Annotated in this window: 11 protein-coding genes and 1 pseudogene; 7 read left to right on the top strand and 5 right to left on the bottom strand. The window is 61.1% G+C overall.

What is annotated here, in order from left to right:
- The 6 genes from ACP4XC_RS22205 (at nucleotide 1) to ACP4XC_RS22180 (ending at nucleotide 6,151) form a co-directional block, all read left to right on the top strand.
- Nucleotides 1-867 (top strand): carbohydrate ABC transporter permease, encoded by an 867-nt coding sequence (locus tag ACP4XC_RS22205; RefSeq protein ID WP_427175293.1) that lies wholly within the window; start codon nucleotides 1-3, stop codon nucleotides 865-867.
- A gap of 8 nt (nucleotides 868-875) precedes the next feature.
- Nucleotides 876-1,775, top strand: a complete 900-nt coding sequence (locus ACP4XC_RS22200) for a carbohydrate ABC transporter permease (RefSeq protein WP_427175212.1) — start codon at nucleotides 876-878, stop codon at nucleotides 1,773-1,775.
- A gap of 30 nt (nucleotides 1,776-1,805) precedes the next feature.
- Nucleotides 1,806-3,110, top strand: a complete 1,305-nt coding sequence (locus ACP4XC_RS22195; protein WP_427175211.1) for a GH32 C-terminal domain-containing protein — start codon at nucleotides 1,806-1,808, stop codon at nucleotides 3,108-3,110.
- 547 nt (nucleotides 3,111-3,657) lie between these two features.
- On the top strand, nucleotides 3,658-4,602 hold the full coding sequence (locus ACP4XC_RS22190; RefSeq protein ID WP_427175210.1) for a carbohydrate kinase family protein: 945 nt from the start codon (nucleotides 3,658-3,660) through the stop codon (nucleotides 4,600-4,602).
- A gap of 255 nt (nucleotides 4,603-4,857) precedes the next feature.
- Nucleotides 4,858-5,235 (top strand): hypothetical protein, encoded by a 378-nt coding sequence (locus ACP4XC_RS22185; RefSeq protein WP_427175209.1) that lies wholly within the window; start codon nucleotides 4,858-4,860, stop codon nucleotides 5,233-5,235.
- A gap of 367 nt (nucleotides 5,236-5,602) precedes the next feature.
- On the top strand, nucleotides 5,603-6,151 hold the full coding sequence (locus tag ACP4XC_RS22180; protein ID WP_427175208.1) for a hypothetical protein: 549 nt from the start codon (nucleotides 5,603-5,605) through the stop codon (nucleotides 6,149-6,151).
- A gap of 325 nt (nucleotides 6,152-6,476) precedes the next feature.
- Here the strand turns inward: ACP4XC_RS22180 and ACP4XC_RS22175 are convergent, their stop codons facing one another.
- From ACP4XC_RS22175 to ACP4XC_RS22160, 4 genes are all read right to left on the bottom strand, one after another.
- Complete coding sequence (locus tag ACP4XC_RS22175; RefSeq protein WP_427175207.1) at nucleotides 6,477-6,845, bottom strand: ParB family protein; 369 nt, start codon at nucleotides 6,843-6,845, stop codon at nucleotides 6,477-6,479.
- The gene (locus ACP4XC_RS22170) at nucleotides 6,842-7,756 is read right to left on the bottom strand and encodes a ParA family protein (RefSeq protein ID WP_427175206.1); all 915 of its coding nucleotides are present in this window, start codon (nucleotides 7,754-7,756) and stop codon (nucleotides 6,842-6,844) included. The genes ACP4XC_RS22175 and ACP4XC_RS22170 overlap by 4 nt, the downstream gene beginning before the upstream one ends.
- A gap of 230 nt (nucleotides 7,757-7,986) precedes the next feature.
- The gene (locus ACP4XC_RS22165; protein ID WP_427175205.1) at nucleotides 7,987-9,603 is read right to left on the bottom strand and encodes a hypothetical protein; all 1,617 of its coding nucleotides are present in this window, start codon (nucleotides 9,601-9,603) and stop codon (nucleotides 7,987-7,989) included.
- 375 nt (nucleotides 9,604-9,978) lie between these two features.
- On the bottom strand, nucleotides 9,979-10,206 hold the full coding sequence (locus ACP4XC_RS22160) for a hypothetical protein (RefSeq protein ID WP_226761981.1): 228 nt from the start codon (nucleotides 10,204-10,206) through the stop codon (nucleotides 9,979-9,981).
- Nucleotides 10,207-10,547: 341 nt separating this feature from the next.
- Between ACP4XC_RS22160 and ACP4XC_RS22155 the strand changes: the two are divergent.
- A pseudogene (locus tag ACP4XC_RS22155) lies at nucleotides 10,548-13,482 on the top strand (Tn3 family transposase).
- 478 nt (nucleotides 13,483-13,960) lie between these two features.
- On the opposite strand, the gene ACP4XC_RS22150 reads toward ACP4XC_RS22155, so the two are convergent.
- On the bottom strand, nucleotides 13,961-15,601 hold the full coding sequence (locus ACP4XC_RS22150; protein WP_427175291.1) for a fucose isomerase: 1,641 nt from the start codon (nucleotides 15,599-15,601) through the stop codon (nucleotides 13,961-13,963).
- Nucleotides 15,602-15,614: the final 13 nt, after the last annotated feature.

Raw genomic sequence — 15,614 nt, 5'->3', positions numbered from 1 at the left:
ATGGAACGGCTGATGGTGCCCTTGTTTCTGGCTCCCACCGTCATCGGAATGGGCGTCTTCACGCTCCTTCCCATTGTCGGGTCCATCCTGCTCGCCTTTTTCCGCTGGGACATCATCTCTGCACCGCAGTTCGTCGGGTTCGCCAATTTCGCCGACATCGCCAATGACCCCACGGTCAGAATTTCCTTCATCAACACCATCGCCTTCGTACTCGTGGCCGCCACCCTTCAACTGGGAATCGCGCTGATCCTTGCCATACTCGTCCAAAGCAGGATGCCCAAATGGCTCCGCGTGTTTTTCCGTTCCACTTTCTTCTTTCCGCTCATCCTCTCCGCGGCATCAGTTTCGATCTTCATGCGGTATCTGTTCAACGAGCAGTTCGGTGTCGTCAACTGGTTCCTGTCCCTGGTGGGAATCCCGGCAGTGCCGTGGCTGACGACGTCCGGCGGCGCGGCGGCCGTCGTAATTCTGGTCTATGTGTGGCAACACTTCGGTTTTTCATTCCTTCTTTTCATAGGCGGGCTGGCCTCGATACCCAGGGAAATCTACGAGGCGGCATCCTTGGATGGAGCCACCGGATGGCGCCAGTTCCGCAACGTGACCCTGCCACTGCTGAGCCCCACCCTGCTCGTGGCATCGGTCATGGCCGTCATCAGCGCCCTGCAGGTCTTTGATCAGCCCTACGTTTTGACCCGCGGCGGTCCGGGAGATTCCACCCGTACTGCTGTCATGGTGATCTTCGAGTCAGCTTTCCAGCAGCTTGAGTTCGGTCGGGCATCGGCCATTGGACTCGTGCTGATGATCCTGATTATGGCCGTCACTGCCGTGCAGTTCCGCCTCAGCCGCCGATTCGTCTTCTACCAGTGAGAAATGCCATGACCAAGCTAATGAGCAAAAGCCCGGTCCGGACCGTGACGGACCCCCACGCCCCCACCGCACGACGGCGCCGGAACTTCAGGTTGCGCCCCGCAACGCTAGGCCGGTTCGCTTTCCTCGCCGTCGCGACGATTCTGACGCTGGGCCCCGTACTGTGGACACTCTCGACCTCACTACGAACCCCTTCAGAATCCTTCAACCTGCCACCACACTTCCTGCCGCTGGATCCGGATTTCACCTCCTACCAGGACGTTTTCAGGCAACTCGACATCGTTCGGCTCGTCTTCAACAGCGCGCTTGTCACAGGCCTGATCGCCGTTGGGCAGATGATCACAGCAGCACTGGCCGGGTACGCCTTTGCCCGGCTTAGCTTCCGCGGCAAGGGAGCCCTGTTCTCCATTGTTCTTGCAACCATGATGGTGCCCGCACAGGTGACGATCGTTCCCGTCTTCATGCTGATCCGCGGGATGGGACTGTCAGACACCCTGCTGGCCCTGATTCTTCCGGCCATTCCAACGGCTTTCGGAACGTTTCTGATGCGTCAGTATTTCCTTAGCCTGCCGAACGACTTTGCAGAAGCGGCATCCATTGACGGAGCAAGCCCCTGGCAGGTCTTCCGGTATATCTACGCGCCACTGGCAACGCCCGGCATGGCCATCGTCGGCATCCTGGCCTTCAACTTCCATTGGAACGAGTTCTTCCGCCCGTTGATTCTGACAATCTCCGAACAGAACTTCACCCTGCCCCTCGGTCTCGTGACGCTTCAGGGAAACCTTGGCACTGGCAGCATCGCAGTCGTGCTTGCAGGGGTAATCCTGTCGATGATCCCGGCGCTGGTGGTCTTCATTTTCGGCCAGCGCAGCCTTCGCGAAGGCCTCACAGCCGGCGCAAGCAAGTGACCCTCCCCACCCGATCGAAAGGATCGCCCGTTGAACCACGGAATGCAGATCGCCCCCGGCGGCACCCTCACCAACACCGACCCCTCGTTCCCACTCCTGCACCCACGTCCGGTCCGGGGATGGCTGAACGACCCTAACGGTCTGGCCTATCGCGATGGCCGCTACCACATCTTCTTCCAGTACAACCCTGACTCAGCGCGGCATAACGCCATCACCTGGGGGCACATGAGCTCTGCTGACCTACTTCACTGGGATGAAGAACCTGTGGCACTGCGACCCCAGGCGGACGGCCCGGACGCCTTCGGTTGCTGGAGCGGAGTGCTGACCGACGACGACGGCGTACCCACCGCCGTTTACAGCGGAGTCCTGGACCGCAGCAGCGGCCGGTCGCAGGTAACCCTGGCCCGTGGATCCGCTGATCTGAGGACCTGGAAACAAGAAGGTGAAACCGCCGCGTCAATGCCGGACGACAGCAAGGTAACTGCCGTGCGGGACCCGTTCATCTTCAAATACGACGGCCAGCGCTACGCAATCCAAGGTGCAGGCCTTGCAGACGGGTGCGGCGCGCTGCTGCTCTACAAGGTCGATAACCTCGCGGAATGGGACTACCAAGGCATATGGCTCACCAGCGAGCACCCGGTGGCGGCAGATGTCGCCCAAGCCAATATCTGGGAATGCCCCCAGATAGTCGAAGTAGACGGCCGCTGGCTGCTTATCGTGTCCCTCTGGAAACTCGTCAACGGCATCCACAAACTGTCAGGCGTGTCCCACATGATCGGCCGTATGGACGACGATCATGGCCGGCCCGTTTTTGTGCCAGAAACAGCCGGAACGACCGATGGAGGTACAGAGTTCTACGCTCCACAGGTACTGGCCCTCCAGGACCGCGCGCTGCTCTGGGGCTGGAGCTGGGAAGCGAGAAGCCAGGAAGCATCCGACAGTGCAGGCTGGGCAGGACTCCTGACCTTCCCAAGGGAACTGGGAATCAAGAACAACAACCTTAGTGTGACACCGGCCAGGGAACTGCTCGACCACCGCAGGCAGGAATTACCCACCGCTGTACGGACGTCCCTGCCACCCGTTGCCGAAGCAGCCGTGCAGCCGCACGGAGAAGTGACGGTGCGGCTTGACCTGGTTTCCCCCAACGGGCGACGGACCATCCACTCCTCAGTAACCAACAATGGTCTGCGGTTGTTCTTGGATGCATCCATCGTGGAAATCTTCAAGGAAGACTCCGTTGCCACAACACTCCGCGTCTACCCTGGCCCGGACGAACGGTGGGAACTCGAGGTCAACGGTGTGGCCACCGTTGAAGCGTGGGAACTCGGCCTATAGGGCCAACGCTAAAGCGTTCTGGGGTGGCTGAGACCATCAGCCACCCCAGACCGCTAACGGTCGCCACTCAAAAGCTTGACCATCGAGCAATCCCATCCGCAAGTATCTCGTTGGCGAATTGCCAGTTGTCCATCCAGCCGATCGTGAGCCGCCGGCCGTCGGGAACGTCGCTGACCGAAACGGCGTCGAGTCGTCGCGGCCCCAGTCGTGCCTATCCGGGGCGTGCGGAGGCCTCTTGTAGGCGCTGTTATAAACGGCGACAAGCGGCGCCGCGGAATCGGTGCCGGATCCGCTGGAATTGTTCCGAGGTCACTTTGACCGAGTTGATCTTCCCGGCCGCCACCAGCACCGAAGTCTCGCTCTACGCCATCGGGGGCACAGCAACCCTAAATAGCCTGAGAGTCACTCAATACGCATAACATTCCAGAGCCTGCCATTGAAGCGGCAACGGCCCCCGCTGACCCCCGGGCCTGATCACGGTCCGCAGCATAAACGCCCCCTTTTCCGCCGCGAGCCCGGCAGCACACCACCTGAAGAAAGCCATGACATGCACTATCTCGCGTCCGCCGGCCCGTCCCGGCAATTCCTGGACGTCGTCGTCGTCGGCGAAGCCCTCACCGACGTTGTCACCTCGCCCGAGGGGACAACCGAATACCCTAGCGGCTCACCCGCCAACGTCGCCTATGGGCTTGGCCTGCTCGGCATCAACACCGGGCTGTTGACCGCCATCGGCGAGGACGAACGCGGCGCCGCCATCGAACGGCACCTCCACAGTGCCGGCGTGACGCTCCTGCCCGGCTCATACTCCCTGGACCGAACCGCCTCGGCGACAGCAACTCTCTCCACGGACGGGTCCGCCAGCTACGACTTCGAGATTTCCTGGGTTTTGGAACCGGTTGCTCCCGCCTATGTTCCGAAAATCCTTCACACCGGCTCGATAGCCACCTTCCTCGCACCCGGCGCGGACGCGGTCAAAGCCCTCCTGCAGCAGTGCCGGCACGAATGCATGATCACCTATGACCCCAATATCAGGCCCGCCCTGCTCGGCAGCCATGCCGAGGCAACGTCCATCTTCGAAGAACTGGTTCACCTAACCGACGTCGTCAAACTAAGCGATGAGGACGCACGGTGGCTCTACCCCAGGAAGGACTTGGACGACACCGCCTCGCACATCCTCGGGATGGGCACCGGCCTGGCAGTCATCACCAAAGGCGCACAGGGTTCACTGCTCGCCACAGCTACGACACGGCTGAACATCCCATCAGTGACTTCGGGGGTCGCTGACTCGATCGGCGCCGGCGACTCGTACATGGCAGCCCTCATCCTGGGACTCCTCACCCGCGGGACTGATAGCCTCGCGCCCGCTGTTTTGGAGCAGCTGGGACGCACCGCCTCCATGGCCGCCGCAATCACCGTGCGGCGCCGCGGAGCGAATCCGCCGACCTTAGAGGAACTCCGCACCCATCTTCTGCAACAGCAGCCAGCGTCTTAAACCGGCCAGCCAGACCCATCTCAACGACAACGCATCGCGCGCGATGCCAGCAGTCGGCCCCCGTCCCGACCTGACCAGCGCTAAAGACCAGGAGCCCATAATGCCGGACGAGATGCCCTTCTCTTTGGCGGAGCACATCTACACGGCCGCCCGGGCTGACATGGAATTCGGGACCAGCCTGACGGCTGCCCGGCACCACATCGAAAATCTACTAACGCATTCAGCTACGCGGTCTGCAGCCGTGATGCCAACACTTTGGAAGAAATGACCCGCAATCTAACCGTCAGCCTCAACGATCACATCCCCTGCGGCAAATCCAAAGCTGACGAAATCATCGACTGGTTCGCCCACACCGATCCCGCCACGACTCAGACCATCACCAACGTCAGCCTTCGAATCCATGAAAACAATGTGCTCTACAGCGCCACCTATCAAGATTGGAATACGGAATTTCTGCCCAAATGCACGGCCATAGGCAGGTTCACCGGACGCCTCAAGGCTGGACCTCAGGTCTGGCGCTGGGAAGAGCACGGAGTGACCAAATCCGCCAGCTTGGCTGAACGCTTCTCAGGAACCCACCAGCTGACATCATCGCCGGTCCTCGGGCGGAATATCCTGCAATCAACGCGCTGAACAGTGCGGCCTGCTTTCCTCGACTTGAGAATGGCCCCATGCCGGTTGCCCCCCATGCCGACAAGAGGCTCTGGCGATAGAGCCCCTGGTCGGCCACTAAGCGCTACTAATTCACTGCCAAATACCTCTGCGATTTACAGACGTGAACTCTCTAAGCCCCCAGGAGAGCGGCCAGCCTGTCTCATTAATCGATCGTTTGTGAGACCGGCTGACTGCCGTCCCTATCGGTCCAGCGCCACACCGGTACACGCGGTTCCCGAACAATTGCATCAGGTTGCTTCACCCGCCGTGCGTACTCGGTGGAGGGCCTCAGCAGGCGGCGACGCGGCTCCGTGAAAAGATCGACACCGTCTGGAATACTCATGTGGTGCTGAAAGCCTATGTTGATGAGAGTGCCCACGTGGCAGCAGGATTGTGCCTCGTTGGTGTGGCAGTACTTGACAGGGGCATTGAAGCCGACGTTCTCCAAGATCTGCAGGAAGCATTGCCACGGGGTGCAAAACGACTGCATTGGAATAAGGACGGCGCTGCTGTCCGCTCAAGGGTCGTCGAGATTCTGGCCGAACGCACCCATCACTGCCGTGTCTATGTGAGCTACTTTGACGATTCGAAACGAAGTGAGAAGGCCAGAGAAGCGTGTCTTGCACACATGTTTTCCGACATGGGCGGACGGCCATACAGCGAGATCATTCTGGACCAACGCACAAAGCATCAGGACACTCGTGATCTCGTGGCCTGGACAAACCACTGCGTGCGACTCAGCCTCCCCCATCCGCCCGTCGTGCGCCACGACGGCACAACTACCGAGCCGCTTTTATGGCTTGCCGACGCCCTGGCGGGCGCCGTGGGCGAACATCTTGTCAAGGGCAACAGCACCTACGCTCAGGCTCTGGCCCACAAGCTGGAAATCGTGTGACCCTGTTAAATGCGACAAGCCGGGTCCCCGTCGTCCGGCGGGAGGCCCAGCTTGCTTCCAAAGCTTTTGGGGCCTTGGCATTAACCTGAACACTACACATGCGTAGGTTTTTCGTCAAAAGTATTTGACGTGAGTGGTCGTTCTTAACATCCAGAATCGCAACATGGCCGGCCCTGCTGACTAAACCGGCCAAATATTCTCCATACCTAGCCTGGCCTTGTTCCCAGCTCACCAGTAGGGGGCCACGTGAAAGGCCCGCCACTGAGGCTGAACTAGTCCCGTCGGCAGGCCGACCGGACCGGTGCGCGGTGACCCGGCTAGGCTTTTAGGTGTCCTTGAGCCGGCGCCCACCGGGAAGATTCTCGCCCCAAGACGGGTACATCGCACCGTCATTGTGTTCGGCTTCGCGGCGGCCCGTCTCGGCTTCAATGGCTTTCGCCACGAAGTGACTCCAGGTGTTATCCCCTTCGGCGTAGCTGGTCGCCCGGTACGCGGCCCGCGCCCGGTTCCGCAGAGCGGCGGGGATGCTCACCGTCATATTCGCTGTTTCGGCTTCTTTGGGTTCTGCCTTCTTGGGTGTCTCCGGCCGGTTTCCGGGGAGCATCCGTGCCAGCGGCGCCTCGGCGGCCGGCGCTGCCGTGCGCCGAGGCGGCAACCCGAGTGCGGGGCGGCTGGGTGTCGGTTCAGCGCTCACGCGTTGACCTCCTGGGATTCTGCGACGGCGATCCGACGGGTCACTTCCATGGCGACTGCGTGCAGGTCTTCGGCCACGCTGGACGCCGACTTTGGTCCGGCGTTTCCCGCTTTAGCTTCACCTCGCAGGACCTCCCACCATTTCGGCCCCTTGCTGAGCTCCCGCTCGAGCTCGTGGGCCAGCAATCCGCGCTCACGGCACGCCTGGGCCGTGGCCTCCGCGTGGCGGATGGTCATCGGGAACAACACTTCATCTGTGCCAAAATCGGCGGTGAGGTGGTCGCGGGTGACCTTATGAACCTGCTTGGAATTCGTCCCGGTACCAACCAGGACGACGCCCAGCAAGTCCAGGGACGGGTTGAGGCCGACGACGCTGTCCATGCGTGCCGCGACGGCGGCGACACCCTTACGGCTGGACATGTCCGTCTTCAGCGGTACCAGCGCGTAGCGGGCGGCAGCGACCGCGGCAGCCTGCAAGGGCTCATTTCCGGGCGGGCAGTCCAGCAGGACCAGATCGTACTCCCCCGCGACGCTGGCAAGCAGTTTAGCCAGGGCCAGCTGCGCAGCGTCACGATCCTTCTGGGCTTTGGCTCCAAGGAATGCCGCAGCATCGTCTAGATGAGGGCCCCCGGCAATGACATCAAGATTGATTCGGACACCGGTCAGTAGGTCGGGCTCTCCCCCGAAACATAGCGAAGCCGCCAGACTTCTACCGCCGTCCCCCTGGTCGGCATAACCGAGGTCCTCGGCGAGGTTTCCTTGAGGGTCGAGATCCACGAGAAGCACACGCGATCCGCCCTCGGCAAGGAGTCCACCTACGTTGGCCACCAGACTGGTCTTAAAGACCCCGCCTTTGCCGTTGATTACCGCGATAACGCGGCTTAGGGCACCGCGGTCTAGATCGTGTTTCATCAAATCCCCTTCCAAAGTGATCCAAGCGTATCCAGCGAACCTTGCTCTACTTGTGAAGCTGGTTTCCGTGTCTTCGCTTTTTTCACTTGTGAACCCAGTGAAGCAAGTGCATACCTGTTGACTTTATCTACTGGTTTCCGTGTCTTCGCTTTTTTCACTTGTGAACCCAGTGAAGCAAGTGCATACCTGTTGACTTTATCTACTGCTTTCAGACATCTGCCTACGAAGCGTCATGCAACCCTCCATAGAGTCCCGACCAAGTCCAGCTCGTTTTCAGAGGGAGGGATCCAGTAAAGGTTCGTTTCGGGGTCTTCCACTTCGTATTCTGCAAGTTCAGGCACTAGGTTCCGATCCAGCCAGGCGTGCCAAGCTGCGCGCTGCGTGCGATGGCGGCGAATCTGCTCTGCTGCATCGTCCAGAGCCCCGAGCCGACGGGCCAACGCTGTCAGGCTGGTCCCAGCGGTAATGGTCCATTGCCCATGCCGGCGTTCGACCATGTTGTAGCTGCTCATGGCGCCCAACGCTGTTTCGACAGCTGTACGGCTGAGTCCTGTAGACCGGACGATGGCTGCTGTGGTGGGGGAGAGGCGTCCACGTTCGATGGATTCGTAGACCAAAGCCGCGACGTCACCCAAGGCCCGGAAAACGGGGCGGATCCCATGGATTTTTCCGCTGCGCCAGGAGAGTTCCCGTGCAAGTTGTTCAAAGTGCTGGGGGAGTTGGATCACGTAGGCGTCGGCGTTACGGCCGCGGGCATCAGCAACTTTAGTCAGGATGCCGACTGAGGCCTGTTCGAGCATCGGGAGCAGCCTGGAGATAGTTCCATGATGTTTGCCCAGTGCAGTAGCGAACGTACGGCAACCAACGTCCAGCAAATCGGTCTCCATAGTTCGCATGTAGCCAAGCACGGCCCGGAGCAGCAACCGCAGGCTCAAGCCCTCGCGTCCACGCTCTTTCAGTCTGTGGTCCAGTACCGCGTAGAGGACATTTTCAAGATCATTCACGAGCTGGTGCGCAGCAGCTTTGCTGCTGGTTCTGACGGCCCCCCCTGTGGGTCCTGGGGGGCTTGTGTCGTTAATACGGGTAGTCCTTCTACCCGTTGGCGGGGTTCCCCGTTTTTCGATCCAGCGGCAGGCCTCGGCCCACTCTGCGTCGATGAGACGCTCCTGCCTGTCGGTGGTGGTGTAGAGGGCTGCGAGGCCGGGGAACTGGCCGCCCAGCTCGAGGCGGACCTGTTCCAGGGTCCAGCCGCAGGCGGCGAAGTGGTTCAGGACCGCCATGCGGGCCTCTGACGGGCTGGCGTACTTGGCCGTGTCGTACAGGCCTGTGCGGGCCAGCACACGCAAGGGGGACTGGCTCCCGGCGAAGGGAAGGGGGCAAATACCGTGAGCCTTCGTGGCGGCGATCATCTTGGCGGTGCGGTCTTTGAGCTCGCGGGCGCGTCTCATTTCCGGCGCCAAGGCCATCCGGAGCGCGGCGACGGCGCTGGCGGGATTACGGCGGCGCAGGATGTCGTAGGCAACGGCCAGGGGAGTGGTCAGGATCTGATGGCCGCCGGATTTATGCGCGGAACCAGGAACCCGAATACAGCCGTCGGTGACGTTCTGGTGCGGACTGGGATCGAGACTCGGAGCCAGGAGGGTCATGGCTTCGACGAGTTCCCGGGCCTCCGGGCCGCTCATACGTTCTGCGAGCGGGATGTAGAGGTGGCGTCCGCCGCTGGGGGAGTGGTCCGCGACGTAGCGGATACCGCAGCTTTTCAAGAGGGTGCCCAAGCGTTGCGCGTCGTCATCGACGACGCCCTGCAGCGCTTTGGAGGTATCCAGGTCAAGGCAGAGAGTAGCCACAGAGCCGTCTGCCCCGTGGATGAGGACTGCCGCCGGCCGTGTCGGCAACGCGGCAGTGATCCGGGGCGGATTCTGCGGCCGCGGGTACTGGAACCGGCCGCCGATCCAGCGTCCCAGGCGGTATGTAGGTGCGCCGGCGATTAATGGAGCGAGAGCCCATGCCATAGCAGGTGTGATTTCACGCTCGGATTGCAGCGCGTCAGTTCTTGACGGCACAGCCGCTACAGGTACCATAGACAACAGCTAGTCCCTTCGGGGTATAGCAAATGGAGCGCCCCTCGCGGGGAGCTTGGATAAGTTCAGATCGCTGATCCGCCAAGATGTGGATCTGAACGCATACTTTTTGAAGGCCCGCCTAGTGCGGGCCTTCAGTTCTTAACTGGCCTTTGGTATAGGCAAAATCTCCTGGTTGCGCAGTTCATCAAGGTTGATGGAATCTATGTGGGCGGCAACCAGCGGAGTCAGGTAGTCGACTGCGTTCGTACCAAGAATCTCCATGATTGCTCGCAGTTTCTCGGCCCGTGCAAGATCGGGCTTCACCACGAACGTGTGCCGCGGTCCCTTTGACGGGCGGCCCCCTTGAGCAAGCTTCTGAATTGCCATAGTGCCATCTAAGCGGTTTTGATAAACGAAACCGCGCAGGTCATCGCGGCGTGTCGCTCTTTGCTTTTTGGTGTCCTAAGACTCTTCGATAGGCAAAACCCCTGTTGCTTCCCATCAAGCTTGTTGGGACGCCCTTCCGGGCGGTCTATCAAAGCACCAACGTACTCACCGAAGGTTGTACCGCTGCGTTGCCAGCCAGGCTCGGTAATGCTGGTCTGGCAAAACAAGGCGGTTCAGCGGTGCCTTGTTCCCAATAAGCTTGGGCACGCGGTATTCCTCCATGGGCCCAGTCCTCCTGAGCGTGTCCCCAGGGGCAATCTAGGTGTGGTTGAGTTTGGCTTATGGGTTTCGAGCTGAGCAGTGAGCTCCTTGATGCGTGGACGCTGGTTGAGGAAGATGCATTCCTGTTCTCGAGAAAGTCCGGGGTGACCCGAGCCGGGTTCGCGGTACTCCTGAAGTTTTTCCAGCAGCATGCGAGGTTTCCATCCGGGCCGTCTGAGCTTCCTGCTGGTGCTTTGGACTATATTGCCTTGCAGGTTTCGGTGCCCGTTGATGATCTTGCCTCGTACTGGGGCGGCCGCTCGGTAAAGTATCACCGCGCCGAGATCCGGTCGCTTTTGGGATTCCGTGAGTTTACCCGGGCGGATGAGCCTGTTTTTTCTCAGTGGCTCGCCCTTCGAGTGTGCCCATCGGAAGTACGGGATCCGGCCATTGCCGAGGCGCTACTGGCGAGGTGCCGTCAAGAGAAGATCGAACCTCCTGGTCGTACGGGCCGAATTGTTGGCGCTGCTCGGGCACTGTTTGAGCAGCGTCTATGTTCCACGGTGGTTGAAGTGTTGCGGCCAGGCGGGGCGGCCCGGCTAGAAGCCCTCATTTCCGATGCTTCGCCGGGCTCGCTGCTGGGTGCGTTGAAGTCCGATCCGGGGCCGGCCGGGCTTGAGTCGCTCCTTTCTGAAGTGGAGAAACTTGCTGCAGCCCAGGCTCTGGACCTGCCAGATGCGCTGTTTGACGGTATCTCGGAGAAGGTCGTGAGCGCGTGGAGGGCGCGGGCTTCCCGGATGTATCCATCAGATTTATGGGAAGCGCCGCGACCGGCGCGTCTGACGTTGTTGGCTGCGTTGTGTCATCAGCGCACGGCGGAGATCGCTGACAGCCTGGTTGATCTGTTGCTCGTCTTGGTGCTGAAGATCAACACCAGCGCCGTGAGGAAGGTTGAAAAGGAACTCACTGCGGACTTGCAGATGGTCCGCGGTAAGACGGCGCTGCTGTTCCGTCTGGCCGAGACTGCTGTGGGGAATCCGGATGAAACGGTCAGGAACGCGGTTTTCCCGGTGGTGAGCGAGAAGACACTCCAGCAGCTTGTGAGAGAAGCCAACGCAAACGAAACGGCATTCCAAGGCAAGGTCCGGGTGGTCCTGCGCGGATCTTATTCAAACTACTACCGTCGGATGCTGCCGGCGTTGCTATCGGTACTGCGGTTCCGGTGCAACAACACGGCGTTTAGACCGGTGATGGACGCGATCGATCTCTTGAACAGGTACGCGATCGCAGGAAGCAAGGCACAGTACTTCAGCCCGGAGGACGGCGTTCCCATTGCTGGCGTGGTTCCGAGGAACTGGGTCACGGCAGTCCAGGACGAGAAGGGCAGGGTGGAGCGGATTCCGTACGAGCTGTGCGTCCTCGTCGCTCTACGGGACGCGTTGCGCCGGCGTGAGGTATTCGTCGACGGCGCCGGTAAATGGCGGGACCCCGAGGACGATCTGCCCCCAGACTTCGATGCTTCCCGTGAACTCCACTACGAGGCCCTGCGCAAACCGGTGGACCCGGGCGGGTTCATCGCAGACCTGCAAACCAGAATGGCCCAATCGTTGCAAACGCTGGACCGCGCTCTCCTGACAGATGCCGCCGGAGGGGTCTGCATTACCCAGCGAAAGGGTGCTCCCTGGATAAAGGTACCCAAGCTGGAAAAACTCGTTGAGCCGGTCAACCTGGGCCGGATCAAAGACGAGGTATTCGCCCGGTGGGGAACCCTGGACCTTCTCGAAGTCCTCAAGGAAGCTGACTTCCTGGCCGGTTTCACGCCGGGGTTCACCTCGATCGCGTCAAGGGAAGTCCTTGGCAAGGACGCGCTGCGCCGCCGTCTCTTGCTGTGCCTGTTCGGGCTGGGCACGAACATGGGCATCAAGGCAATCGCTGATGCCGGCGGTCACTCCGAGACCGAACGGGAACTGCGGCACGTGCGCAGAACCTACATCACCAAAGACAACCTGCGCCAGGCCATCGTGAATGTCGTCAACGCAACCTTTGAAGCACGAAACCCCGAATGGTGGGGCGAAGGAAACGCCTGCGCCTCGGACTCGAAGAAGTTCGGCTCCTGGGAATCGAATCTCATGACTGAATGGCATAACCGCTACGGCGGGCCCGGTGTGATGATCTACTGGCACGTGGAGAAGAAATCGACGTGTATCTACTCGCAGCTTAAGAACTGTTCCTCCTCTGAAGTCGCTGCCATGATCGAAGGCGTACTTCGCCACGATACCGAGGCCGAGATCGAGGCGAACTACGTCGATACCCATGGCGCTTCGATCGTGGGATTCGCTTTCACCGAGCTCCTCGGGTTCAAGCTCTTGCCCCGGTTGAAGAACATCGGCTCCATCCGTCTCTACCGGGCAGAGACCGAGAGCACCTATTCGGAGATTGCCCCGGTCCTGAGCCGGGCCATCAACTGGGACATCGTTGCCCAGCAGTACGACCAAATGGTCAAATACGCCACGGCATTGCGCCTGGGCACTGCCGAATCAGAGACAATCCTGCGCCGCTTCACCCGCGGCGGGCCAAAGCACCCCACCTACCAGGCCCTCGAGGAACTCGGCCGCGCTGTCCGGACCATCTTCGCCGCCGATTACCTTGCCAGCGAGAGTCTGCGCCGGGAAATCAATTCCGGCCTGCAGGTCGTGGAGAACTGGAACAGCGGCAACGACGTCGTCTTCTACGGCAAGAACCGTGATCTGACCGGCGCCGACCGGGAAACCACCGAAGTCTCTGCTCGCGCTGCACCTGCTGCAATCATCCCTGGTGTTGGTCAACACCCTGCTGTTGCAAACCATCCTGGAAGAGAAGGAATTCAGCGAGCTGCTTGGACCCGAAGACCGCCGAGGCCTCACCCCACTCTTCTGGACCCACATCAACCCCTACGGAACCTTCAAACTCGACATGAACACCAGCCTTGACCTTGGCTCCTACGCGTCGGAGCCACGACGGGCCAGCCCTCCATAGCCCTCGGCTCTGAATGTGCTTGCAGGGCCTGCACAAAAGCCGAAAGGGCGGTTAGAGGGGCGCCGCGGGTTCAGTGGTTCATACACGGCAACCGTTACACACCGGTCCCTTGTATTCCGTGGGTCTCGGCGGGGACTTCAAACGGTGTCCTTAGGAACGATCATTACCCCGACATGCCCCGGCATCCGGGCAACTGTCGCCCCATGATGCAGATGCGTCCCTCGATCACGCGGGACTGGTGGTTCTCGCCGAGGGCAGCGGACTCGGTGGTGACCGGAGACGCCCGTAGCCGTGGACGCATCCCGGATCCCGACTTTGGCTCACGCCGTTCCTCACAACGTGTAGATGATACGTCGGAGTGGGGAGCAAACCGCTTTGCGTTGGAAACCGCCCTCCCAGCGCAGGCAAATGGGCGTCGTCTCCCTGGATCAGGGAGACGACGCCCATCGCCTACGAGCGGCCGGGTCGTCCTTTGGCGTCAGATGTCGAGATTGACCGTCCCGACGATGTTTACCTTGACCCCGAGCGCGTCGAGCATCGCAGCCTTGGCAACGAGTGCCTTATCGGCAGTCTCTGCGTCCGGGGCGTAGACGAGCTGCGCGTGGTTCGCCTTGTGGCGGGCCATGAACTGGTTGCGGGTGACATCGTGGAGCACAACATGGGCGATGGGCCACTCCGGGTTTGTCGCCTGCTTCCGGCGCTTGGTCTCCTCCTCGGGGAGTTCGATGACTGAACCGCGGAAGATATCTGCGTTGAGGCAGCCATCGGCGATAAAGATCCGGCTGATGACGACCTCGCCAGGCTTCGAAACGCCGTTGATCGTCGAGCCCCCGGCCGGGAAGAAGACGGGGCTCTGGCGCCATCCTTCAGCTTTGTCCCATCCGCCGAGGTGTGAACCGGGCACGGATCCCGAGATTTCGTAGACCCAGACGAACTGGCCGTCGTAGTCCTCACCCCAGCGCACGTCATGCAGCGTGTTATCGGGCAGGAGCCCCATGGCCCGCCAGATCCGGTCTGTGATGAGAGCGTCGACGGCGACACCCTCGTCGGCCTCGTTGAAGTGCGGGAAGGCGAGGCCGTCGTGAAGGACGCGGCTGCCGTCCCGGCTGCGCACCGGCGGACGTTCGGTCGAGTTGAGCAGCCCTTCGGCAAGGTCGGACGCCGGGACGAGGTCCTTGAGTCCCTGCTGGTACTGGATGCCGATCGCGTCCAGACCGAAGTCATCGGCCATCCGCAGTGCCGCGATGTACATCTTGTACTGCCAGGTCAGCTGGGTCTCCGTGAGTTCGGTCGCCTCGTCGGTACCGGTCTTGAATTCCATGCCCCGCCCGCGGAGCCAAACGCCGACCTCGGCGGCTTCGTCGTCGCTGACGCGAAGCATCTCGGCGTACAGCGCCGACTGCGAGAGGCGCTCTTTGTAGATGCCAAGGCCGTTCAGCAGCTCGTCGTCGAAGATGGCGTTGTACATGCCCATGCAGCCCTCGTCGAGAACACCGATGATGGCCTTGTCCGCCAGGAGCTGATCGGCCAGGGCGACGCCGAGCTCGCGTTCTGCGCTTGGCGCGAGGGCGGGCAGCGCCTGTACGTGGCGCTGGTCGTGCTCAATGCGCCCGGTTTCTGTCCAGGTCCGGATGCCTTCCCTGAACCAGTCGTCCTTGAAGTCGACGCTCCAGATCGTCGAGTATTCCCGCTCCATCTTCGTCATCCCGGCATTGAGACCGAGCAAGCCCACCAGGCCAGGCCAGTCCCCGGCGAAGTTGGCCACGGTGAGGATCGGACCACGGTGTGTCCGGAGCCCGTGCAGCACATGGTGGCTGTACTGCCAGACAGCCTCTGCGACGATGAGCGGCGCCTCCTGCGGGATCGTCGCGAAGACTTCCATCCCCATCCTCTGGCTGGAGATGAATCCGTGGCCGGTGGCGGGGTCCACAGGGTTGGCCCTGACAACGGTCCATCCGAAGTCTGCGAAGACCTCTCCGACGGCTGCTTCCAGAGCCATCTGGGTCGGCCAGCCGGCAACATTGGCGCTTTCGCGGAGGTCGCCACTGGCGATGAGGTAGGCCGTTTTCGGCGGGACAGTAGGGACGGTTCGAACGGTGGGCAGTGCATAGCTGTTCATGTTTTTCCTTACT

Source organism: Arthrobacter sp. 92 (assembly GCF_050260325.1).
GTDB lineage: Bacteria > Actinomycetota > Actinomycetes > Actinomycetales > Micrococcaceae > Arthrobacter.
This window is presented reverse-complemented; position numbering and strand designations above follow the sequence as displayed.